Raw genomic sequence first — 23,528 nt, 5'->3', positions numbered from 1 at the left:
AGCTTAAATATAAAGAAAAAATACAAATTTAGGAGTACCGTAATAAATTCTTTCTCAATTCTCTTTTTGTATAGCGATACGTAGGATGTGAATTTCTAAGCTCTTTTAAATTGTTTGTGGCATCCATATAACCTGGGTAAAGAATCAATGCACGATTAAAATATTCTTTCGCCTTTTCCTTATCACCATTCAATGCAAAAAGTACTCCAATATTATTTAACGCAGCACCATGAGTATCATTTAATTCTAACAATCTCACTATATGTGATTTTGCCTCATTATATAGATTTGTTTCTAGATAATACAATGACATTAAAAATAATTTTGATACTTCATATTCCTCATCACTTTCCATTTCGGACAACAATTCAAATCCTTTATCAAACTCATTAAATTGAAAGAGAAGAGTAATAAAATCTAGCACATTTTTTTCTTTTGGGTAATTGCGGCGAAAAACTGCGTCTCGTACTTCATCAATTAAATATACATCTAAAATTGCCTTCCCTGCCTGAGATGCTTTTTTTAAGTCAGATGTAATACTCATTGGATGTCTTCGAAAGTACACATAGGGTTCATCGAGGTATACAAATGTTCCTTCTCTTGATAAGCGTAAAATAAATTCAGCATCTTCAGAAACAAAAAAGTTTGTTTTATATCCACCAATTTTTAATGCAGCATTACGATTTAGCAATAGTCCAGATGGTGTAATAATATAGTTACGAACAAGCAACGAACCAAAAGTCTCCTCATATGGAAGTTGCTGACCACGATATTCACTTTTTTCAATAATATTTCCGTCTGCGTCCATTTGTATATAAGCTGGGTGAATTGCGACTACTCCTGGATTAACTCTTGTATATTCTTTCAATTTTTTAATTTGTAATTTTAATAAATCAGGATGAATCGTATCATCCGAATCCATCATTAATACCCAGTTATTTCGTGCTTCTTTCAATCCTTTGTTGCGAGCAGCTGATCCACCTTGATTTTTCGGTTGTCGAATGAGACGAACGATTGGGTGTTGTGCACTATATTGCTCAACTACTTTTGCTGAATTATCTTTCCCACAATCATCGACAACTAGGATTTCATCAAGCGGGAACGTTTGCGCCATTAAGCTATCCAATGTTTCTTTAATATATTTTTCAGCATTGTATAATGGGATGACAGCTGAGATATTCACGATAATTACCTCATTTCGATAACTTTTTATACAATTTTAATGCTGCAGCTACTACTGCATCCATATCATAATAACGGTATTCTGCTAACCGACCAACTAAATGTACATTTTTCAATTGTTCTGCAAGCTTTTTATATTGCTTATATTTTTCTTGATTCCCGTAGGAAATTATTGGATAATATGGTATATTTCCTCCGTTAACATATTCTTGTGGATATTCCCGCGCAATTATAGTCTTTGGATGCTTTTGTCCAGTTAAATGCTTAAACTCTGTTTTACGAGTAAAATCATAACTATTTGGTGTATTTAATTGTCCAACAGATTGAACATATTCCTGGTCAAATGTATCATACTCAAAACGTAGTGAACGGTATGGAAGTTCACCATATTGATAATGGAACAGTTCATCAATCTTACCCGTATAAATTACATCTCCTGTAAAAGGGTGTCCAAATAGCTCAATTTTCCCCGATTCAATGGTCATAACATCTTTATAATGGGTATTTAACATCAGACTAATATTCGCATGGTTTATCATGTTCTTAAACATTTCTGTGTAACCACGTAATGGCAATCCTTGATAACGGTCTTGGAAATAGCGGTCATCTCGAGAAATATAAACTGGAACCCTACCTGTAACAGTTGGATCCAATTCCTCTGGACCAATTCCCCATTGCTTTAATGTATAATGCAAAAAGACTTTCTCATAGACATAATCAGCCAGGAATTTTAAATCTTCATCATCTTGCTCACGAAGTTTTAAAATTGGAATTTTGACATTGAATCCTAAAAAATCAACAAGTTTTTGTTGAAGTCTTTCTGCTAAAGATTTTGGGAACAGTTCGTCCATCGAATTTAAGTTGAAAGGTAACGGAACCTCTTTTCCGTCAATCATGGCTTTAACATGATGTTCATAATGATACCATTCTGTAAATTGGGATAAATAGTCCCATACTTCTTTTGAACGAGTATGGAAAATATGAGGACCATATTCATGAATTAAAATTCCTTCATCTGTAAAATGATCATAGGCATTTCCACCAATATGTTGGCGCTGCTCAATAATAAGAACTTTTTGGTTTCGTTGTGTTGCGAGGCGTTCAGCAAGGATAAGTCCTGCATAGCCAGCGCCGATGATTACTGAATTGTACAAATGCTTCTTCCACCTTTAAATATTAGATATAAATGTTTTAATATCATCCATAGATGCAATAATATCTTTAATATTAATTGTTTCATTTATTTCTTCCGTATAGATATACTCTGTTTTTTCACCAATTGAACAATAGTAGTCAATATCAAGTTGGCTACATATCGCCCAAAACATAGTAGGAACATATACAGGGTTAAAAATTTCTAACAATTTAGTTCCTGGTTGACAATAAACTAAATGGGACAACCCCGCACCGTGAGCTGCAATGATTACTTTAGCATGGTAAAATAAAGATGCTTGTTCAGATAAAGTATAATCTTCTAAATAACAAATTTTAAAATTATGTTTCTGAAGTAGGTCAATAACAACATCCTCATTAACAACACGTTTATGATTTGCCTTACCTCTTGCGATATATATTCTTTCAGGAGAATCGTTTCTTTGTTTATCTATATTATCAATTTGTAAACTTTTCAAAAAGTCACAAATCCATGTTGGAATGTAACCTGAATCAAAAGCAGGTGCATAGGGAATTATTAACTCATTAGCATGTATAGCAAAGTTTTTACTTGAGAAGATTACTTTATCAAGGTCAATACCTAATAATTTTAAAGTCTCAATTTGAAACTTAGTTCCCTCGAAGTGACTAACATATTTATCAATATGCTTCCCACTTTTATTTAACAGGTAAAACCTCGGTAGTTCTTCAAACATCCAATGATAAAAATTATCTCCACCCCAAATCGATGTAGCAACTCCTACAACTCCCTCAACATAGACACTAACAGGGGGATTTATCATTTTGTTAAATTCGTATAATTGTACACGCTGGGCGTCCCACAAATTTATATTTAAAGTATTGAACGTTGAAAGTTCAAAAATCAAATTACCATGTTTATCAAAAATTGCACCTGTGTGATCATATGTGTACCCTTCTTTCATCGTTGCAACATATACAGGACCAGTAGGTTTTGGTTGTTGAGGTAACAAAAAACTAGGATATTGTCTTGTTTGTAAAAGATTAGGCTTTGATAGGTCTTTCATAAATTGATTTTCAATTAATACTTCCAACTTGAAAGTGTCTGAATTTTCGGAGGCGTAATCTCCAATATTTACCACACTACTAATGTTTGGTAATTCATTACCCTCACTAATATATTTATATTCAATGCCGTCTTTGAAGAAATTATCATAATAAATAAAGTCCTTATGTGGTTTCAAACCCATATCAAGCAATTGTTGTGCAATTTCATCTCTAAACATACTTGCAATTAAAATTAATACTTTATCTTTCAATAGCTCAGAAGGAGGTACAATTTTTTTTCCCATGAAAATAGTTCCCCATTTATAACTATTGTTATCTGTATATTGTGCAACTTCTATAAATTGATTTTTCAAAAACTCTGTATAACGTTTAGAAGAAGTACCTGTACCAAATAAAATTAACTTTTTTCCTTCTACAATTTCTTTCAAAAGCAAACTCATTCAACCCCTACTACTAATATTTTACTAAAATTTTAAATAAAAAACTTTTAAAATAATTATGATTTTTGATTTAACCAAGACCTTTAAGTAGCTCCCCAATTTCTAGTCAAAATAAAATTTAATATATAAACCATAATTATTGTTGGGAGTCCTAATAGACTCTCAGCAACATTGAATTCAATTTGCCTCATTCCATAAAACTTCTATTAAATAACTTCCACACTTTTTCTTTTTTGAGCTTGCCCTATCCCTTCAACTTGCCAACCTAATTTAACCAATTTATCAGTTGGAAGTATATTTCTTCCATCAAATAATAATGGTTGATTTGGATATTTTCTTAGTTCTTTCCAATCATTTTCAATAAATTCATCCCATTCTGTTACTAATAAAGTAGCATCAACATTATCCATACATTCTTGAATTGATTGACAATGTTCTAATACACCTGCCTGGTATTCATTCAGATGTTGCACTATTGGATCATAGACTTTAACTTTTGCTCCTAATGAAAGTAATTTCTCAATAATTTTCAGTGCTGGGGCTTCTCTTAAATCATCTGTATTTGGCTTAAAAGCTAGACCTAAAATAGCAAATGATTTACCTTGCACATTACCTTTGAATCTATCAATAATTTTTTGTGTGAAGATTTCACTTTGATTACTATTTGCCTGAATTGCTGCATCGACAATGTTTAAACTTGTATTATATTCTTTTGCTAAGAAAGCTAGTGCTTCAGTATCTTTTGGAAAACATGAACCGCCGTAACCTAAACCAGCATTTAAAAATGCTCGTCCAATTCGACTATCCATACCTATCCCTTCAGCAACTGCATTCACGTCCGCGTCAAGTTTTTCACAAAGATTTGCAATTTGGTTAATATAACTAATTTTTACTGCTAGGAATGCATTGGCTGCATATTTAATCATTTCAGCACTTCTTCGATTTGTACGAACGATTGGTAGTTTTAAAGGTGTAAACAAAGCCTCAATTTTATCTCCCGGTTTTTCTTTATCCGAACCAATAACAATTCTGTCACCATGGAAAGTATCATGGATAGCATGTCCTTCACGCAAAAACTCTGGATTTGAAACAACTTCTACTTTCACATCTAATTTAAGTTCTTGTTTAATAATGTTTTCAACTAAATCGTTTGTTCCAACTGGCACCGTACTTTTTACAACAACAACTGTATCATTCGTTATATATTGCGCGATATCTTTCGCTGCTTGTTTAATATATTTTAAATCTGCAGCCCCGCTCTCACTTTGAGGAGTACCAACTGCGATGAATATGATTTCTGATTTTTCAAAAGCTTTCTTATGATTTGTAGTAAAAGCTAATCGATTTTTTGAAATATTTTTTACAAGTAAATCCTCTAAACCTGGTTCATAAATTGGAGATTTCCCTTTCTGCATTATTTCTACTTTTTTTTCATCTATATCTATACATGTAACTGTATGTCCGATTTCAGATAAAACAACTCCCGTTACTAAACCAACGTATCCAGTTCCAATAACAGCAACATTCATCATTCTAATTTCCCACCTTTTTTATAACTTTTTTTAAATATGAAAGAACTTCTTCTCGTAATTCTGGACGTTCTAATGCGAAATCAATCGTTGCTTGAACAAAACCAAATTTACTGCCAATATCATAAAGTTGTCCTAAAACATCGTGAGCAATTATTCTTTCGCTTTTATTCAATAGTTCAATTGCATCTGTTAATTGAATTTCTCCCCCTGCTCCAGGAGTAGTTGCTTTTAGAGCATTAAATATATTTGGTGTTAATACATAGCGTCCCATTATAGCTAAATTTGAAGGTGCATTTTCACGATTAGGTTTCTCTACAAAACCATTTACCTCAATTGGTTGTCCACTAGTTATTTTTCCAGTAGGGTCTATTACCCCATATTGGTCGACTACATCCATTGAAACTGCTTGAACTCCAATTACAGAAGCTTCTTCTTTTTCATAAGTTTCAATTAACTGTGCAAGTGCAGGTTTTTCAGTTTGTAAAACAATATCTCCTAATAGCACCGCAAATGGTTCATTACCAATAAAACGGTGAGCACAGTAAATTGCTTCACCTAATCCTTTTGTTTCTTTTTGTCGTATGTAATGAATATTTGCCAAATTTGAAATGGATTGAATTTCTTCTAACTCATCCCATTTTCCTTTTTGAGCAAGTAATTCTTCAAGTTCATATGTTTTATCAAAATGGTCCTCAATTGACCGCTTATTTCGCCCACTAATTATGATGATATCTTCAATTCCTGAAGCAACCGCTTCTTCAACGATAAATTGGATTGTTGGTTTATCAACAATCGGTAACATTTCTTTAGGCTGTGCCTTTGTTGCAGGTAAAAAACGAGTACCTAACCCTGCTGCGGGAATTACAGCTTTCCGAACTTTTTTCGTCATTTTAATCACACCTTCCCCTCAAAATACGCGATTGTATTTTTCAGACCCTCTTCTAACATTATCTTGGGCTCCCATTGTAGAATTTTTTTAGCTTCTTCAATAACCGGCTGGCGTTGTTTTGGATCATCCTGAGGCAAAGGTTCAAATTTTAAAGGCGTTTCGTTTCCCGTTAATTTTAATACTTTTTCTGCAAGTTCGAGCATGGTAAATTCGTTTGGGTTTCCTAGGTTAACTGGACCTTGAATTTCTTTAGGAGTTGCCATCACCCTAATGATTCCTTCAATTAAATCGTCAACATAGCAAAATGAACGCGTTTGCTCACCATTACCATAAACAGTTAATGGTTTATTTTGTAAAGATTGAACAATAAAATTACTTATAACTCGCCCATCTCTCGGATGCATACGTGGACCATATGTATTGAAAATACGTACAACTTTTATTTCAACATTATACATACGAGCATAATCAAAAAATAATGTTTCAGCCCCACGTTTCCCTTCATCATAACAACTACGGATACCAATTGGATTGACATGCCCCCAATAATGTTCCGGTTGTGGATGTACTAAAGGATCACCGTATACCTCGGAAGTTGAGGCTTGAAAAATTTTAGAGTTTGTTCTGCGTGCTAATTCAAGTAAATTTAATGCACCAAGAACGTTTGTTTTAAAAGTATGTACTGGATTAGCTTGATAATGAACAGGACTAGCAGGACATGCTAGATTGTAGATTTCATCAAATCCCCCTAGATCAGGAATTACTTCAGTAATATCATGCTGAATGAAAGTAATTTTCCCTTGTAAATGCTTAATATTTTCTAAAGACCCCGTTTGAAGATTATCCAAACTAACCACTTCATGTCCTTGCTCAACCAATCTATCAATTAAATGGGAGCCAAGAAAACCTGCTCCTCCAGTTACTAAAATACGTTTCATTTTGTACCTCCGAATTTCTTCATATGCCATAGCCAAGATGTGGTAATTATATCCTCCAATTTCAATTGTGGATACCAACCTAAAATCTGTTTCGCTTTTTCCGCCGAACCAATTAATCTTGCAGGGTCTCCTGCGCGTTTTTCAGACATTATTTTATTAATAGACTTTCCAGTAACTTCTTCTACGGTTTTTATAATATCTAATACTGAATATCCTTCTCCATTGCCGAGGTTCAGCTTTAAATTATCACTATTGACTAACAAATAATCGACAGCTCGACTATGGGCATCTGCTAAATCCGCAACATGTATATAATCTCGAATACAAGTTCCATCTGGTGTATCAAAATCAGAACCAAATACAGAAATAGCTTCACTTTTCCCTATAGCTACATCTAAAATTAAAGGAATTAAATGTGTTTCAGGTTCATGCCATTCTCCAATTTCGCATTCAATATCCGCTCCTGCAGCATTGAAGTAACGTAATGCAACATAGTTTAATCCGTATGCATGAGAATAGTCTTCCATAATTTGTTCCATCATTAATTTTGTTCTACCATAAGGATTAATAGGTATCTGTGGATGATCTTCTTTAATTGGCGATACAACAGAATTACCGTACGTTGCACAAGTTGAAGAAAATACGATATTTTTCACCTTATGGTCGAGCATGGAATCTAACAGATAAATTGTATTAATGACATTATTTTGATAATACTTTGAAGGTTGTTGCACTGATTCACCCACATATGCAAAGGCAGCAAAATGAATGACTGTATCAATATCTGGATATGATTTAAAAAGTTGATTTAAATCATTCTTATTTGCTAAATCTCCATTAACAAACGGTATATGAGAAGGTACAAATTCACGATGTCCTGTACTTAAATTATCAAATACGACCACTTTTCTTCCTTGTTGAATTAAATACTTAACTGTATGAGAACCAATATATCCTGCTCCTCCGATTACTGCAATCATTATATTTTCCCTACCAATTCTCTAAGTTCATCAACCATTAACCATCTACTATTTTTATCACTTGTATAAGCAAATCCATCAGGTAACTCTTTACCGCCTTCGGCAAATGATTTAGACCACCATGGGAATTCAGGCTGAATAACATAATAATCCTCGAATTCAACAGTATGTCGAGCATCATCTTCCATAATCATTGCTTCATGTAACTTTTCTCCTGGACGAATACCGATTATTTCAATTTTACATTCTGGGCTAATAGCTTTTGCTAAATCCATAACCTTCATACTCGGAATCTTTGGTACAAAAATTTCGCCTCCATGCATTCTCTTCAAATTATCAATAACGAATTGCACACCGTGATCAAGAGTAATCCAAAACCGTGTCATACGCTCATCGGTTACTGTCAGGATACCTGTATGTTTAATTTTATTAAAGAAAGGAACCACACTTCCACGACTCCCAACTACATTGCCGTAACGCACAACTGAAAAACTTGTTTTCTTGTCACCTACATAAGCATTTGCGGCAACAAATAGTTTATCTGATGCTAATTTTGTTGCACCATACAGGTTGACTGGACTACAAGCTTTGTCTGTAGATAGGGCAATCACTTTCTCTACACCACGTTCAATAGCTGCCTCAACTATATTCTGTGCACCATGGATATTTGTTTTAACTGCTTCAAACGGATTATATTCACACGCATCGACATGTTTCATTGCAGCAGCGTGAATTACATAATCAACTCCATCAAATGCTCGAATTAAACGGTCTTTATCTCGTACATCTCCTATAAAAAAGCGAAGACGACTATCGTCAAATTCCTGTTTCATTTCATATTGTTTTAATTCATCACGACTGAAAATAATGATTTTTTTTACACTTGAATCAAGTGCCTTTTGAACAAACTTTTTACCAAAAGAGCCTGTCCCACCGGTTACTAAAACTGTTTTATTTTCTAAAATGTTCATTAAAACTACTCCATTCAAATATGCTATGTCAAAATTCATCGAAATTTATATTATTATTATCGGTAAGTACTAATTAAAATATAGAAAAACCTATGAATATATAGGTTTAAAATATTTCATATTTATACAATTTTTCTCTTATTCTCTTCATTTAGTTAAATTCACAAGATTATAAAATTCATTTTCATTAATAAAATCAGCATTACTAATGCTAGCACCATTTAAAGCAGTGTTATAAACCTTTATGTTTGAATTTCTTATTTTTAAATTAAACCATTTTAAGTAAGAATGTAAGTTAGGTGTTGTATAAATTTCTTCCTCATTGTTAGATATTATTTTTAGTAAGTTCTCTTTTGTACTAATTCGTCTACCTGATGTCGAAAAACTTGCATGTGTGTAACTTTCTTTAAATCCCAAATCTTGGCCGAAAAGAATTACTTTATCAAACCCTAATAACTCCAACGTGCTAAAACCAGTAGTTGCAACAGAACCTCCAGTTTCAACTAAAGGTATATTGTGCCTTGCTGCTAATTCTTCCGCTCTTTTATAACCATTTTGAAACAAAATATATTTTGTATGCTTATACCTTGAAATGGCTATATGATTAGCTGTGCTTAAATAAAATAATATTCCACTATAATCAGTACCTTCTAACTGTTGAACAATATTCATCTTAGGATCTGAAATAACTACTCCATCTGGCTCAATATCTTCCTCTAATAAAACTTTTAAAGCCGAACCAACACAAAATATGTAAAGTTGACTTCTAACTTTTTTAAGCCAGTTTTTTGTTTCGTTGAGTGATGGCCCACTCGCAACTAAACATGCTAATTTATTTCCTACCTTAGTATTGGATAAATAATTTATTATATTTTGATCATTTAATAACAAATTATTCCTAAAATTTTCTGCCAATAGATTTTTTTGGCCACTGTAACTTTCTTGTTTTATTTTTATATCCGCCAAAAAATTAAATAATGGATGTTCATTATTTAAAACCTGTAACCAAGCATTTGGTATTATAACTTGAAAATTATTATTCATTTTAATATCTTTAGGATCATAGATAATAATAATATTAGACATTTTTATAATTTCTTCATAAATGTAAGACTTTTCAAAGATTTTTTCTTCTTGTTTATCCACACAAAGGATATATATTTTTTTGTTTCTAATTCTTTTTGTAATAGCTTTAAGATGATAACCAAGTCCTAAACCTAATAACAAATAACCTTCTGCATCTAAATCTAACTCTTTTTCAATAAAAGATGCTGCATGGTCTTTAGGTTTATATTTACTATAAATGTGTATACCATTTACATTTAGTGTTTGATTACCATCTCTTGCAATAGAAATCTCAAACCTCATTGTTCAATCACTATAACCTGATAATGTCTAAAAAAATCAGCAATTTCATATTCAAATAAATCAGCAACTAAATAATAATCTTGTATTTGTAAAGCTTCATTTATTTCTATTAAAAACTCATGAATTTTAACTATGTTCGATTTAACATCAACTTTATTTTTCTTTAGTATTTCTGCTGCTTCAGATAGCCATATTACACCTTCTGAAAAGTCTTTTACATTTAATAAAGCTTCTTGAATTTGGTCATTACGGAATTTATTCGCAATTGCTACACAGCCCTCTGGTAATTTCTTTAAATATTCATTATAACTATCAACTGTTTCAAATAATACATTATTCAATCTTCTCACTCCTAGATTTAATATCTTCAATTACAACTTTTAAATTATACTTAGCCTTGTCAAAAGCTTCTAACAGACGTTTATAGAGTGTATAGGACTGGTTCCACACCCTTTGAAAACTTTCCTTTCGAGTTTCATTAGGCTTTTCCAGATAACAATTCGATACTTCAATTGTTATTGGAGCAATAAGAAAATGTATTTGTATTTTTTTCGATTTTTCATTTAACTCATTTTCAATTTTATCGAGTAATTTTAATGTATTATTATCAAACAAAACATTATTCTTATTCTTATTTAAAGCATTAATGCCTTTGATTATTTGGTTCTCCAAGACTCTAATTAATTCTAATTCACTTTCGTAAAATTCTACAATTTCTGAGTCCTTTTTATAAAATGTTTGGTTGTCCTCTATTTTTTCTAAATTTTTGAATTTACTAGTGTCAACATAAGTATTAATAAATTCTTGGAACGTAACTTGTTCATATCCTTTTAACCTAACTCCTCCTTCAGTACAGTTAAAAATGGGAACAAGTGGTTTATAAAAACGAATTATTTCCTCAAATACCATTTTCATAGATAAAAAATCACGGGATGTACCTACTTTCCCTCCATCATATCCATCAACTTGAATCAATTCCTTATTTAATTCCGAAAGATTTTCAACTTTCTGTCCGTGCTTATTACCTTCTGCATGGGTTTGATTATTAGTATAAGCCAAATCTTGTCCTATCATTGCGATTGGACCTGAATTTAATAACCTTGCAACTGTAACGCCATAATGTGCAACAGTACCTCCACCTGCTAAAATTGGTAAGTTAATTCCTATGTTACTTAACAAATACTTCCCCATTTCCTCTTGATGTACTTGTGTGAAAACATAGCACTTTTTACTAAATGATTTCCGCACACCTGGATGATTATAGGGTGCATAAATTAATTTTGCCTTTTCAAAATGCAGATCTTTAAAATGATTATAATTAGGTTCTCCACCATCAATAGAAATAATAAAGTCAGGTTCTAAGTCCTCCGCTAAAAGAGAGTTTATTGTTGAACCAGACGCAATAATAATAACATGTTCTTGAATTTTTTTAAGTAATGGTATTTGCTTTGTAAGGGAAGGTCCACCTGCAGCCAATATTACTGGTAAATCAAACTTATTATGTAAAACTGATAATGATTCATCCTTCGCAATCAAAGGAACATTTTTCGAAAAATTACTTTGCCACTGTTCTGCAAAAAGAACTTCTGTATTGTAGTTTATTTGTGTTTTGTTTTGGAAATCTCGTAAATAGATCAACAAATCCCTATATTCATTTTCAAATAATTTATTATAATTTGGAGTAATAGATATCTTTATTTTTAATGATTTCCCTTCTGATATACTTGAAATCAAGTACCCCAAAGTGTTTACTGAATTTTCACTCCAATAATAAATATTTAAAATTCTCTTATGCCGTTGTTCAATGTGGATCTTACCTATTTCGATTAAAGGATCGACAATTATAATGGACTCGTTTTTTATTTTTTTTAATAGGCTATCAACTATATAACCTTTTCCATAACCAAAAAGAATGTGAGTACAATTAATACTATAATCTTTTGCTGCAATCCTTTCAGATTCAACAATTGGATTATACTTACTATGAACGTAAAAATTGTTAATTTTTAAAGTTTCATCTCCTGATTTGGCAATTTCAGTTTTAATAATATATTCATTCAAGACTTTCACCTCGCTCTATTTATCGTCAACTTCTCGGATAAATTTAGATAAAAAAAGCAGAAGAGGTTTTCCTCTTCTGCTTTTTTAAATGATATTAGCCTAGTAATTGTAATACACCTTGTGGTTGTTGGTTAGCTTGTGCTAGCATAGATTGAGCTGCTTGCATTAAAATGTTGTTCTTAGTGAAGCCCATCATTTCTTTCGCCATATCTGTATCCCGGATACGAGATTCAGCAGCTGTTAAGTTTTCAGAAGTTGTACCCAAGTTATTAATTGTATGCTCTAAACGGTTTTGAACCGCACCAAGTGAAGCACGAGTTTTTGAAACTGTGTTAATTGCATTATCAATAATTGAAATAGAATCATCAGCTGCTGTTTGTGTTGTAATATTAATTCCAGTTTCATAATCACCAGAAACTACATTAGCAGAACCAGTTACTGATACACCTAATGCATCTGCTGTCATAGTTCCAACTGATAAGTTAATGCTTTGGCCAGAGTTTGCACCAATATGGAATTGTTTACCTCCATCATCAGTTGCATTTCCACCAGTAACAGTATCTGTACGAGAACCTTTAAATGTACCATCTAATAACTTTTGTGTATTGAACTCAGTGTTTTCAGCGATACGAGTGATTTCATCAGATAAAGATTGAATTTCTAATTGTAATGCTTCACGATCTGCTGTTACGTTAGTATCGTTTGAAGATTGAACTGCTAATTCACGCATACGTTGTAGGATAGCGTGAGTTTCGTTAAGTGCACCCTCAGCAGTTTGGATTAACGAAATTGAGTCTTGAGCGTTTTTAGATGCCATGTCAAGACCACGGATTTGTCCGCGCATTTTTTCAGAGATTGCTAAACCAGCAGCGTCATCTCCAGCACGGTTGATTTTGTAACCTGAAGATAACTTCTCAAGGTTTTTAGAAGCTTGAGCGTTGTTAGCTGTTAAGTTACGGTGAGTGTTTAAAGCTGAAATATTGTGTTGAATTCTCATTTGGAATTCCTCCTTGAATTATTATCATATAACCCACGTCCTTGTGGGAAAGCATGGCTTTGGATATTTCCTCCGCCTTACAATAATAATATCGACTCTATTAAAAATTTGTTTAATAGTTTTTTAAAACTTTTTTTATTTTATTTTATTTTATTTATTTTGTATTAGAGAATAATTAGTACTAAAAAAAACTCCGCTCAGCCAAATGCCAAGCGGATTAACTCATTTCTTCTTCAATTGTTCAAGTAAATTGGTATTCAGATTTAATGCTTCTTTGTTCTGCTCTTGTATAGCTTGGAATATTTCCGATCGATGAACTTTCACATTTTTTGGTGCAACAATCCCCAATTTTACCTGATCGCCTTCAACTGATAGAATTTTCACTTCGATGTGGTCACCAATCATGATGGATTCGTTCTTTTTTCTTGAAAGGACAAGCATTATTTCGCACTTCCTTCCAAGGAACCAATCGGAAATCTTAGCGGATAGGCTGCGTTATCCTGAAGAACAATTTGTTTTCCTAGTTTTTTGTTCGTATTGACAAGAATAGGTGCTAGTAAATTCAACGTTGACTCAGCGAAAGACTCTTTCAATGTCACGATCGAGTATGCTAGAACATCTTCTTCATTTTCTATTTGTAAATCTTCTTTATCTTCATCACTAATATCAAAAACATAATCTTTTTTAAATATAAATGGATAGGCTACGACAAAACCGATTTGAGCTTCCTCAGTAGACTGTAGTACAGCTAGGGGAAGGTCCGCATCCAGCGATAGTATAACAAACTTTTGTAACTCAGGAAATCCAGGTAGTCCAAATTCAAAAGTAATAATTTCTTCTTGAGTAATTTCGACTTCACCTAAAAATTTCGTTTCTATATTCATATTTAAGAACTCCTTTTATTCAATAAAATCAATTTCGATTGAAGGTCGTTGTACAATTTCATGTGTTACTTTCCCCTGTTGGTAATCATGAGTTGGCTGATTTACTTGTACATCTATTTTTGGCTGCTGTGGTGTAAAGTTTACGTCTACTTTAGCAGGTGTATAGTCTATTTTCACTGAGCCTACAGACGGGATAAACTTGATATTCATCGGTACACGATGCGGACCATGATTTTGCTTGGCAATACTAGCAACAATTGAGCCTCGCTGTCCATTGCCACTATTCACCATCATTTGGCGACCTTCTTGTACTGTTTTTGAAATTCCCTTTAATACTGCTTGACGCCCATCAGCAACATATTTCTGAACAGATTCTTTTGGTGTTAATAACCCTACATCTCTCCATGCTTGAGATTGATCAATTTGAAGTTTCCCTTCAGAGACATGAATATCCAGTTTTCCTGCTGGTTGTTCAATTGTTTGTTTGGCTTTCGGTTGACTAATTTTTTGAATTGGCTCATGAATGCTCATATTCAATTTAGTATCTGTTTTTGTAATTTGGAGCTTTGGAAAGTTCATTTTTTCACCTTCTTTTAATAAAAGCGTTTGAACAAATATGTCCAAACGCCATGTTAAAATATTATAAGAAATCCACTAAAGTTCTTTGAATAATTTTCGCACCAACCGAAAGTGAGGCTTGGTGAATTGACTCGTGAGTAACCATCTCAGTAATGGCTTCAGCATAATCAACATCTTCGTTTTCTGACATCTGCTTCGTTACGTTGATTTCTTGTGATGACAGGCGATTCGACATCATTTCCACTCGGTTTTGACGAGCCCCGACATCTGCTCGAGCTTCTAGCACATGATTTTGAATTTCTGATAACGTATCATCTGTTCCATCAGCTAGTCCACCTAGTAGATTACCGATTTCTTCTCCATTAGACGCATCCAATGCATCGGATATATTACCCATTAACTCATCCACATTTTTAAACAAGTCGGCAGCATTAGAAGTATTCACCTGTAACTGGATACCATCAAACACTTCCATTTTCACTTCTCCTGAAACAGCTGAACTGTTGGATAAATCATTATTTAGTTCCCCATCTATAAATAACGGTGATTGTGTTTTAGTTCCACTAAAAATAAATTTATCTGCAACTTTTGTATTGGCTACATCTTGTATCTGTGAGCGTATTTGTTCGATCTCCAGCTTGATTTTTTGACGATCATCTGCTGTATTTGTGTCATTTGCTGCCTGAACGACCAATTCTTTCACTCGTGTCAAGGCTTCTCCAACTTGACCAAGTGCATCATCTGAAGAATCTAACCACGAGTTGACTTGCGTCATATTTCTCTCAAATTGCTCAACCTTATTTAAATCAGTTCGATAACTCATTCCCTTTATGGCAGTAACAGGGTCATCCGAGGGACGAGTAACTTTTTTACCTGTATTGATTTGATTTTGTAAGTCCGCCATTTTTGAATAGCTAGAGCTTAAATTACGCAGCATGTTGTTCGATAACATGGATTGTGTTACGCGCATATCTTTACTCCCTCCTCATGGAATGGATTAATTCTATAAAAATATTAATCCTATAATCCTACTCGGCCGAGGCCATTAATAATTTTATCTAATGTTTCATCAATTACCGTAATCATACGAGCATTAGCATTGTATGCTTGTTGGAAAGTTATCATATTGGTCATTTCTTCATCCAGCGATACCGAACTAATTGAAGCTTTATTATTTTGGACTGTCAGGCGGATTGTTTCAGCATTGTACTGTAAACGCTGAGCCTCTTGTCCGTCTACCCCAAGCTTCCCAACTAAACCTTCATAGAAAGATTGGTACGTTGCTCCATCCAACGAAGGAGCATTTGAGAAGTCAATTGTATTTCCATCAACCTTTATTTCAAAACCACCATCTGATAAAGCAACTGATTGTAAATTGGCAAGTTCTGCTGCCCATTTACCATTACCTTCTTCATCTACCTTACTTGATGCTGCTATGAGTGAAGAGTTATTTTTTACTGCATCGGTTACTTTGATATTCCCTGCAGTAATCGGTGTTCCGCCATCAAAGAAAGTCACACCTGTTTTAGTGGTTTCATCTATTGTATACCCTGCTTCATGTACTTGATTAAATGCAGTAGCAAAAACATTTGCTAATGTATCAAGATTAGACAACATTTCTGGGTAATACCCTTCAACAGATCCGCCTGTATTCTGATATCCATAAGAATTGATTAATGATAATAGTTTACCTTTTGAAACTTCGAAATCACCTTGTTCAAAACTTGCTTGTTCTGATCCGCTTACTGGTGGTTCACCTAGATTAGAAATGGAAATTTTAGAAAATGCATTGAAGCCACTTGTAGAAGAATCATCAATATTGCCATCTACTTTACTACCATCCGTATCTAAAGCTTTTATTTCCGCATAATCTTTCCCCTTAACTAATTCCACGCCATTAAAAGTAATCGTATAGCTACCCTCAGCGATAGATAATGCATTACCTCCGGATTTAACACTAGTAACTGATACGGGTATGTATTCATTTAATTGGTCTACTAAATTATCACGTGCATCATATAAATCATTCGGCATATAGCCATTTGGTTCAACACTTTGAATTTGTTTGTTAAGCTCTGCAATTTGTTTCAAGATTGAATTGATTTGTGTAGTTGAAACATCAACTTCGTTCCCAAGATTCCCTTGAATTTGCTTTAATTGCGTATCAAGATAGTTAAACGTATCTGCTAAGTGCTCTGCTCGTTGAATAGCAACTTTGCGAGATGCAGCGTCCTCTGGGTTTGTACTAACATCCTGTAAGGAACTCCAGAAAAGATTGAAGGCTTCGTTTAGCCCATATTCAGATGGCTCTGACATAACATCTTCCATTTGCGAGATGGCATTTGAACGAGATTCATAATAGCCTAATTTATTAGTTTCTTGTCTATATTGGCGATCAATAAATTGGTCACGGATACGCTGTACAGACTCTGCTTCTACACCCGTACCGATGAATCCCGCAGTCATCGGAGCATTTAATCCAATACCAGGGTAGCCTAGAGTCGGTGACATATTCACACGTTGGCGAGAGTAACCTTCTGTGTTGGCGTTTGAAATATTATGACCCGTTGTATATAGAGCACTTTGCTGAGTATAAAGACCGCGTTTACTTGTTTCAAGTCCCATAAATGTGGAGCGCATGGTGTCTCCTCCTTTAGTTATAAAATGAATTTTTGCATTTGTTCTGATTATGCCTGCGAATCAAACATTGATTTCTTTGGAGCTACTGTAGTTTCACCATGAGTTGATTTGCCCGAATAGTTGATTTCCTGCGGACGAGGTCGTAGCATATCCAACGACATATTTACAAATTGCAATGATTGAAAAACGAGTTTTTGGTTTAAATCATTCTGTTTTCGTAAGTCAACGATAACAGACTTAAGTTGCTGGCTTACTTCATTTAATTGATTTCGTTCTTCTTGTACTTCAGCAGCTTCGATTACTTGAGCGACAGTTGGTGTGTCAGAAAGAGCAATTCCTTTTGCCCGAAGGTAATCCGTTACCATTTGCTGACGCTGTTTCTCAAGTACTTCGATTGCTGCTACGTGGGATTGCTCGTTTTTAATGATGGAGTCGAGCCCGTCCATATCGCCCTTTTTGACAAGCTCGGTTTTTTGATTAGCAAGTTGTAGCAAACTGTGATGCATTTTTTCAAGCTTCTCCAAAATTGAGATGATTGGTTGGACAGACATAGTTTTGAGCTCCTTTTATTATTCATTGTGTTGTTTTTACTTACGATAGTAATTAACCATATCCTCAGCCACTTTTTGAGCATCTACTTGGTAAGTACCTGATTGTATGTCTTCTTTGAGCTTTTGAAGTTTTTGTGCTCGCTCCGAGTTATATGTTGAGGATGCTGACATTTCTTTAGCAGCAGACGAAATTTCAATTTTATCAGTAGAAACAGCGCTTTTATTTTCAGCTGCCTTTAAAGCCTTTTGTTGCCTGTTATATGGGTTAACCGAATTCACACCAAAAGATGTAATTTTCATCGTAATCCCTCCTTGCAGTTTTGTGTATATTGTTAATTTCGGTCAATATTTTATTTTTTTAACCTTTATAATGAAAAAACTCACATTTAATGCTTTCTCACTATGGTTTGTTTCTTATTATAACAATCCATAGTAACTTTAAGCATATATGTGAGCTTAATCATTTACTTATTTTTTATCTGATAAATAGGTACCCTTTTCACTGTTGGCAATATTTTCTCTAAATTCTTTTGCTGCTTCAAACGTACGTAATTCAGATTTCAATTCATCTTGACACTTTTCACAAAGTTTACCTTTGTTCGTAATTCGGCCACAGTTATCACAAGGATATCCTAAATTAGGGAACATGGCTGGATGAAGACGATTCTTGCGGACCCACTTATATAGCAGTTCTTCCTCTACTCCAGTTGCTTCTACAATTCTTTCTACTGTCGCTGCACGGTTTTCACGTCTACGTAGAAAGCTATACACAATTTGATACTTCTCATCTTCTTTTTGTACACATCTATGACAAACGTCTCTGATTCCTGTGTAGTTAAAAAATTCTCCACAAGTAGGACAATTTCGTAATTCAGCCATGCTGATTCCCTCCGTTACTATAACTAATTCTAATTACTTTTTGATTTGCTCTTACTCGAATCATCGGCTGTTTTTAGATTTTCTTAACCCATTTCACAGAAAGTTAATATTTACCCTCTTATCAATGTAAATGCTTTCACAGATTTCGCCCCTGCATCTAGTAAAATTCTCTTAGCCTGGTTAATGGTCGTGCCTGTTGTGTAGATGTCATCGACTAGAATGAATTCCTTGTTTCCGGGATCTTGGTTCTCCTTTAATGCGAAAATTTGCGGAGCGTTTAATCTTTCTTCCCGTGTTTTTCCTGCTTGAGTCTCAGTTGTAATTTTTTTGAGATAATGTACATAGGGGATGTTAGCTTCATTTAGGAGTTCATCAATATGGGCGAAGGTTCGCTCTTTAAGTTTAGCGTGGTGCATTGGGATTGGAACAATAATTTCTTTTTTCTTTGATAGTTGTTGCTGGATTTGATGCCGGAAAACCTTTGCTAGTAGTACATCGTGCATGAATTTGTAGCGATGTAGGTAGCCTTTCATGTCGTCATTATATTTATAAAGTGAGATAAGGGATTCTCTGGATTCGGTTTCACAGGGCTCAAACTTTTCTTCACAATGTAAGCAGATTGTTCTAGGGAACCTATTAGATAATAGAGTTTTCCAAGTTACCCCTTCATCAAGGGGGCTATTGCATAACAGGCAATTCAGTACTTCATAACGTTTCATTTTTGCCAAATCCTTCTTTATTGAGTCTGAGAATTTCATTGCACGCTTCGTCCATTTCAGCTGTGATTCCATGGTGGAAAAACACAATGTCCCCCTTTGGTAATGCAACATTTCGTCCAACTCGACCACTGATTTGAATAAGTGCACTTGATGTAAAGATTTTAGATTCTGCTCCAACAACGGCTACCTGAACGTTTTTGATGGTGATGCCCCTTTCTAGAATCGTTGTTGTGAGGAGGCCGGGTATTTGTTCATTACGAAGTTTCATGACTTTCTCTTTCCGGTCTGCATCCTCGGCATGGACACTTACAATATTTGCATTTAGTTGTTGAAATAGCGGAATGGCTAGTTGCATCAGTTGGATGGTTGGGAAGAAAATGAGGAAAGGTTCTTTATTTGATAGTTTTGTGATGGTCCATTTGAGCAATTTTCGTGGGATTCTTCCTTTTTGGATTGTTTTATCATACGACCACAGTGCCTGGTACCGCGGAACTGGCAACGGATGTCCGTGATATCTCTTTGGAATGAAAGAGTAGCCCCAGCTTTCCTTTTTCATTCTGGCAAGGATTTGTGGAGAGGGTGTAGCCGTGACTAAGGCGATTGGTGCACCGTCTTTCTTTACTTTGTATACCGCTTTTTCCAATGCTTGATCAAAGGTATACGGAAATGCATCGGCTTCATCGACAATGACGACATCGAAAGCATCCTCGAATCGAAAGAGCTGATGAGTTGTTGAAAGTACTAGCTGTGGGAAACCTGTTTGCTGGGGTGAGTTGCCGTATAAGGCGTGTAAATTGGTGTTTGGAAATACTTTTTGAAAACGAGGAAATAGTTCTAGTACAACATCTGTGCGAGGCGTTGCAATACAAACTCGTAACTCTCTATTTAATGCATAGAGAACAGCCGGAAATAAGATCTCGGTTTTCCCTGCTCCGCACACCGCATGAACAAGGTGGTTCCGTCTATGTTTTATACTATTTGTGAGCTGTTTGGCTGCCTCGTTTTGAGCATTAGTAAAAGTACCGTTCCAGTCTAAAACATGCTTTTTGTGCATGTGTGGCTGTGGCCCATTCCATGTGATCAACTCCGTGCAACTCGTTACCCTTCCCATGTTGATACAATGCCTGCAGTAGACGCACTCTTTCTCACATTTTGCACAATTGTATATTATGAATTCCTGCTGGTTTTCATTTTGACATCGATTGCAGATGAGGTGTTGTCGATAGAAGATGTGGTTTTTCGTTAAGATTGAAATACCTGGTTTTTTGGTGAAGTAGTTTCGGAGAGTATAATAATTTATTTTAGATTGCGGGAAGGGGGTATTGTTGTGCGTCCAAATCCGACCTGCGAAAAAATCGCGGATTTGTGGTTCGATGATAATTCCTTTATAAGATAGTGGTTTGTTTCCCTTTGAGAGTTTCAATATCATTTTAAGCTCCTTTTTAGTTTGATTGATAGGTTCGATAGATCTGAAATGTCCAATAAAAACATGAAAAGTGTCCAATAAAATCCGAAATCTGTCCAATAAGACCGAAAATGTTTCCAATAAACTTTAAATTCTGTCCAATAATTCGGGTGCATGCTGCTTCTTTGATTACTTGAACTATTAATCTACAAAACATTCCTCATAGAACCCAAAAATTTTTAGACAACTAATCACAAAATTAAAAAACAGCCCCCACGATTCCCGTAGAGACTGCCCTTACTTCTATCACTTACATAACTAAATCTTCTTCACCCAACTCAAACCCAATGAACCTTCACCAAGGTGCGTTCCGATCACCGGACCGAAATAGCTCAGATTGAATTCCACATTCGGATAAGTCTCTGCTAGTTGGTTCATCCATTCGCGGCCGTCTTCTTCGCAGTTTGCGTGGATAACTGTGGCGATGTATTTGTCGCCTTTCATGGCATCTTGTGCTAGTAGGTCTTCCACACGGCGCAATGCTTTTTTCTTCGTGCGAATTTTTTCGAAAGGCACGATGACCTTTTCTTCGAAGCAAAGAATCGGCTTTACTTGCAAAAGACCCCCGACTAGGGCAGCTGCTGCTGAAAGTCTACCTCCGCGTTGCAGATGGGCTAGGTCATCCACTACGAAATAGGCATGCATGAAACGATTCATTTCTTCTAATGTAGCCAGGATTTGATCGCTGTTTGCACCTTGCTCGGCCATTTCTGCAGCCCTCAAGGCAAAGTAGCCTTGTGGTGCGCAAGAGATTTCGCTGTCAAAGGTATGTACTTTGATGCCTTCCACCATTTGGCCGGCTTGCACTGCACCTTGATAGGTACCGCTGATGCCGCTTGATAAATGGATGGAAATGACTTCATCGTATTCTTTTGAGAGCTCTTCAAATAGCTCGACAAATTTCCCGACTGCTGGTTGTGTTGTTTTTGGGAATGACTTCGAATTACGCACTTTATCATAAAACTCGGAAGAAGTGATTTCGACTTCCTCTGCGTAGCTTCCATCTTCTAAATTTACACTAAGAGGAATCATTCGAATGTTGTAGCGTTCTCTTTCCTCTTCGCTTAAATATGCTGTACTGTCTGTAACGACTGCAATACTCATGAATACTCCACTCTCCTATTCTCCATATTTTACCGTACTTCGTGCTGCTTTGTGAATCATCTATCAGACAAAAGCCTAAAATTAAATATTTCAAATACTTTCCTTCACTCAAACAACAAAAGCGCAAGCGCCCTGCTTAGCCCCGACAAGCGCTGGAGGAACCTGACAAGTGTGCTTGCATCTGCCGCTTCGCTTTCGATGCAGATAAATTGCACACGTTGGAAGGAACCGAAGCGACCTCGAGGGGCTGGGCGCTGAAGCTAGATGTGAGATAACTTTTTCAGAAAGTTATCCACATAGCAAAATTTTGCAATTTCCTTAAAATAAAAAGTGCTTCGTATACGTTAAAACAATTGTACACGAAACACTTTATCTTTTTGGAAACTTTCGTAAGACAAAATCCTACATTTTCCAAAACTAAATTACAAAATTCATTTATTGTGCAGCATCATTCCCGATATAATAAACGCTGGTTACTTTCCATGCATCATCTTCTTTTGCAAAGACGGTAACTTGGCGTCCACTGCTTGCCAACGCTGCATTTGTTTCGATTTCGGTCATTTGGATATCCAGATTGGCAAAGACCTGAGCTTCTTCTTCACTATATTTTACAATCGTTGTGTCTGTTGCTGTTCGCTCAATATCGTACTGAGCAAATGCTTGTTTGGCAGCATTGACATCTTCTTCATATTCAAAGCCCTTAGGATTTTTTGAAAGGGTTTGTACATAGCGATCGATGTCTTTTGCATTAAAAGCTGCAATATATTCATCAAAGGCTGCCAAAATTGCTACTTGTTCTTCTTTTGGAACATTTGCAGCCTGTTCGATTTCACTACCTACTGCTTCAAAACCTACTTCAGTTTCAGTTTCAGTTTCAGTTTCTTGCGTACTTGCTGTAGGGTCTTCTGAATTGCTATCTTCTGTCTTATTATCTTCTGTATTGTTACAAGCAGTTAGCACAAAGAGCGCTAATGCGAGCATTAACCATTTTTTCATCAACTGATACCTCCCGCGTAACTATTGTAGCATGATTGTCAAACTATGGCTATTTCAGTAATATATACTCGAAAATGTTATAAAAATTTAGCATTTGTGATGTTACTTTATTACCTTACCGATTACCGATTGTATGACGTTATAGATGGACAAT

The 23,528-nt window shown here is 34.9% G+C and carries 24 protein-coding genes; all 24 read right to left on the bottom strand.

Translation table 11 applies throughout. From position 1 onward, the window contains the following. Window positions 1-28: 28 nt before the first annotated feature. A complete protein-coding gene (locus QYB95_RS01545; RefSeq protein WP_301136316.1) occupies window positions 29-1,183 on the bottom strand; it encodes a glycosyltransferase in 1,155 nt (384 codons plus the stop codon). Window positions 1,184-1,193: 10 nt separating this feature from the next. Then, on the bottom strand, window positions 1,194-2,336 hold the full coding sequence (gene glf, locus QYB95_RS01540; RefSeq protein WP_301136315.1) for a UDP-galactopyranose mutase: 1,143 nt from the start codon (window positions 2,334-2,336) through the stop codon (window positions 1,194-1,196). Window positions 2,337-2,351: 15 nt separating this feature from the next. After that, window positions 2,352-3,821, bottom strand: coding sequence for a glycosyltransferase family 61 protein (locus tag QYB95_RS01535; RefSeq protein ID WP_301136314.1), 1,470 nt, complete (start codon window positions 3,819-3,821; stop codon window positions 2,352-2,354). A gap of 206 nt (window positions 3,822-4,027) precedes the next feature. Beyond that, complete coding sequence (locus QYB95_RS01530; RefSeq protein ID WP_425609166.1) at window positions 4,028-5,350, bottom strand: UDP-glucose dehydrogenase family protein; 1,323 nt, start codon at window positions 5,348-5,350, stop codon at window positions 4,028-4,030. 4 nt (window positions 5,351-5,354) lie between these two features. Continuing rightward, complete coding sequence (gene galU / locus QYB95_RS01525) at window positions 5,355-6,242, bottom strand: UTP--glucose-1-phosphate uridylyltransferase GalU (protein ID WP_301136312.1); 888 nt, start codon at window positions 6,240-6,242, stop codon at window positions 5,355-5,357. Window positions 6,243-6,247: 5 nt separating this feature from the next. Further along, window positions 6,248-7,180, bottom strand: a complete 933-nt coding sequence (locus QYB95_RS01520; RefSeq protein ID WP_301136311.1) for a UDP-glucuronic acid decarboxylase family protein — start codon at window positions 7,178-7,180, stop codon at window positions 6,248-6,250. Next, window positions 7,177-8,160 (bottom strand): UDP-glucose 4-epimerase GalE, encoded by a 984-nt coding sequence (galE, locus tag QYB95_RS01515; RefSeq protein ID WP_301136310.1) that lies wholly within the window; start codon window positions 8,158-8,160, stop codon window positions 7,177-7,179. Before galE ends, QYB95_RS01520 begins: the two co-directional genes overlap by 4 nt. Next, window positions 8,160-9,131, bottom strand: a complete 972-nt coding sequence (pseB, locus tag QYB95_RS01510; RefSeq protein ID WP_301136309.1) for a UDP-N-acetylglucosamine 4,6-dehydratase (inverting) — start codon at window positions 9,129-9,131, stop codon at window positions 8,160-8,162. Before pseB ends, galE begins: the two co-directional genes overlap by 1 nt. 147 nt (window positions 9,132-9,278) lie before the next feature. Next, window positions 9,279-10,499: a motility associated factor glycosyltransferase family protein gene (locus QYB95_RS01505; protein WP_301136308.1), complete on the bottom strand. Its 1,221-nt coding sequence runs from the start codon at window positions 10,497-10,499 to the stop codon at window positions 9,279-9,281. Further along, entirely contained in the window at window positions 10,496-10,840 is a 345-nt protein-coding gene (locus QYB95_RS01500; protein WP_301136307.1) for a hypothetical protein, read from the bottom strand. Before QYB95_RS01500 ends, QYB95_RS01505 begins: the two co-directional genes overlap by 4 nt. After that, window positions 10,833-12,560, bottom strand: coding sequence for a motility associated factor glycosyltransferase family protein (locus QYB95_RS01495; RefSeq protein WP_301136306.1), 1,728 nt, complete (start codon window positions 12,558-12,560; stop codon window positions 10,833-10,835). The genes QYB95_RS01500 and QYB95_RS01495 overlap by 8 nt, the downstream gene beginning before the upstream one ends. A gap of 94 nt (window positions 12,561-12,654) precedes the next feature. Continuing rightward, complete coding sequence (gene hag, locus QYB95_RS01490; protein ID WP_301136305.1) at window positions 12,655-13,557, bottom strand: flagellin Hag; 903 nt, start codon at window positions 13,555-13,557, stop codon at window positions 12,655-12,657. 222 nt (window positions 13,558-13,779) lie between these two features. Further along, window positions 13,780-13,998, bottom strand: coding sequence for a carbon storage regulator CsrA (csrA, locus tag QYB95_RS01485; protein ID WP_301136304.1), 219 nt, complete (start codon window positions 13,996-13,998; stop codon window positions 13,780-13,782). Continuing rightward, window positions 13,998-14,441: a flagellar assembly protein FliW gene (gene fliW / locus QYB95_RS01480; RefSeq protein ID WP_301136303.1), complete on the bottom strand. Its 444-nt coding sequence runs from the start codon at window positions 14,439-14,441 to the stop codon at window positions 13,998-14,000. Before fliW ends, csrA begins: the two co-directional genes overlap by 1 nt. Before the next feature lie 15 nt (window positions 14,442-14,456). Beyond that, on the bottom strand, window positions 14,457-15,020 hold the full coding sequence (locus QYB95_RS01475; protein WP_301136302.1) for a DUF6470 family protein: 564 nt from the start codon (window positions 15,018-15,020) through the stop codon (window positions 14,457-14,459). 61 nt (window positions 15,021-15,081) lie between these two features. Then, complete coding sequence (gene flgL / locus QYB95_RS01470; protein ID WP_301136301.1) at window positions 15,082-15,990, bottom strand: flagellar hook-associated protein FlgL; 909 nt, start codon at window positions 15,988-15,990, stop codon at window positions 15,082-15,084. Between the two features lie 50 nt (window positions 15,991-16,040). Then, window positions 16,041-17,660, bottom strand: a complete 1,620-nt coding sequence (gene flgK, locus QYB95_RS01465; RefSeq protein ID WP_301136300.1) for a flagellar hook-associated protein FlgK — start codon at window positions 17,658-17,660, stop codon at window positions 16,041-16,043. Window positions 17,661-17,707: 47 nt separating this feature from the next. Continuing rightward, window positions 17,708-18,211, bottom strand: a complete 504-nt coding sequence (locus QYB95_RS01460) for a flagellar protein FlgN (RefSeq protein ID WP_301136299.1) — start codon at window positions 18,209-18,211, stop codon at window positions 17,708-17,710. Window positions 18,212-18,247: 36 nt separating this feature from the next. Beyond that, window positions 18,248-18,511 carry a flagellar biosynthesis anti-sigma factor FlgM gene (flgM, locus tag QYB95_RS01455; protein WP_301136298.1) on the bottom strand — a complete coding sequence of 88 codons (264 nt, stop codon included), beginning with the start codon at window positions 18,509-18,511 and terminating at the stop codon, window positions 18,248-18,250. A 168-nt stretch (window positions 18,512-18,679) separates the two neighbouring features. Beyond that, window positions 18,680-19,090, bottom strand: a complete 411-nt coding sequence (locus QYB95_RS01450; RefSeq protein WP_301136297.1) for a TIGR03826 family flagellar region protein — start codon at window positions 19,088-19,090, stop codon at window positions 18,680-18,682. A gap of 110 nt (window positions 19,091-19,200) precedes the next feature. After that, window positions 19,201-19,809 (bottom strand): ComF family protein, encoded by a 609-nt coding sequence (locus QYB95_RS01445; RefSeq protein WP_301136296.1) that lies wholly within the window; start codon window positions 19,807-19,809, stop codon window positions 19,201-19,203. After that, window positions 19,796-20,863 (bottom strand): ATP-dependent helicase ComFA, encoded by a 1,068-nt coding sequence (locus QYB95_RS01440; protein WP_345783699.1) that lies wholly within the window; start codon window positions 20,861-20,863, stop codon window positions 19,796-19,798. The genes QYB95_RS01445 and QYB95_RS01440 overlap by 14 nt, the downstream gene beginning before the upstream one ends. Window positions 20,864-21,532: 669 nt before the next feature. Further along, complete coding sequence (locus tag QYB95_RS01435; protein ID WP_301136294.1) at window positions 21,533-22,378, bottom strand: DegV family protein; 846 nt, start codon at window positions 22,376-22,378, stop codon at window positions 21,533-21,535. A gap of 435 nt (window positions 22,379-22,813) precedes the next feature. Further along, on the bottom strand, window positions 22,814-23,374 hold the full coding sequence (locus QYB95_RS01430; RefSeq protein WP_301136293.1) for a nuclear transport factor 2 family protein: 561 nt from the start codon (window positions 23,372-23,374) through the stop codon (window positions 22,814-22,816). Window positions 23,375-23,528 lie beyond the last annotated feature (154 nt).

The organism is Ureibacillus aquaedulcis, assembly GCF_030418165.1.
Taxonomy (GTDB): Bacteria; Bacillota; Bacilli; order Bacillales_A; family Planococcaceae; genus Ureibacillus; species Ureibacillus aquaedulcis.
The sequence above is the reverse complement of the archived record's forward strand: the minus strand, read 5'-3'. Positions and strand labels throughout refer to the sequence as shown.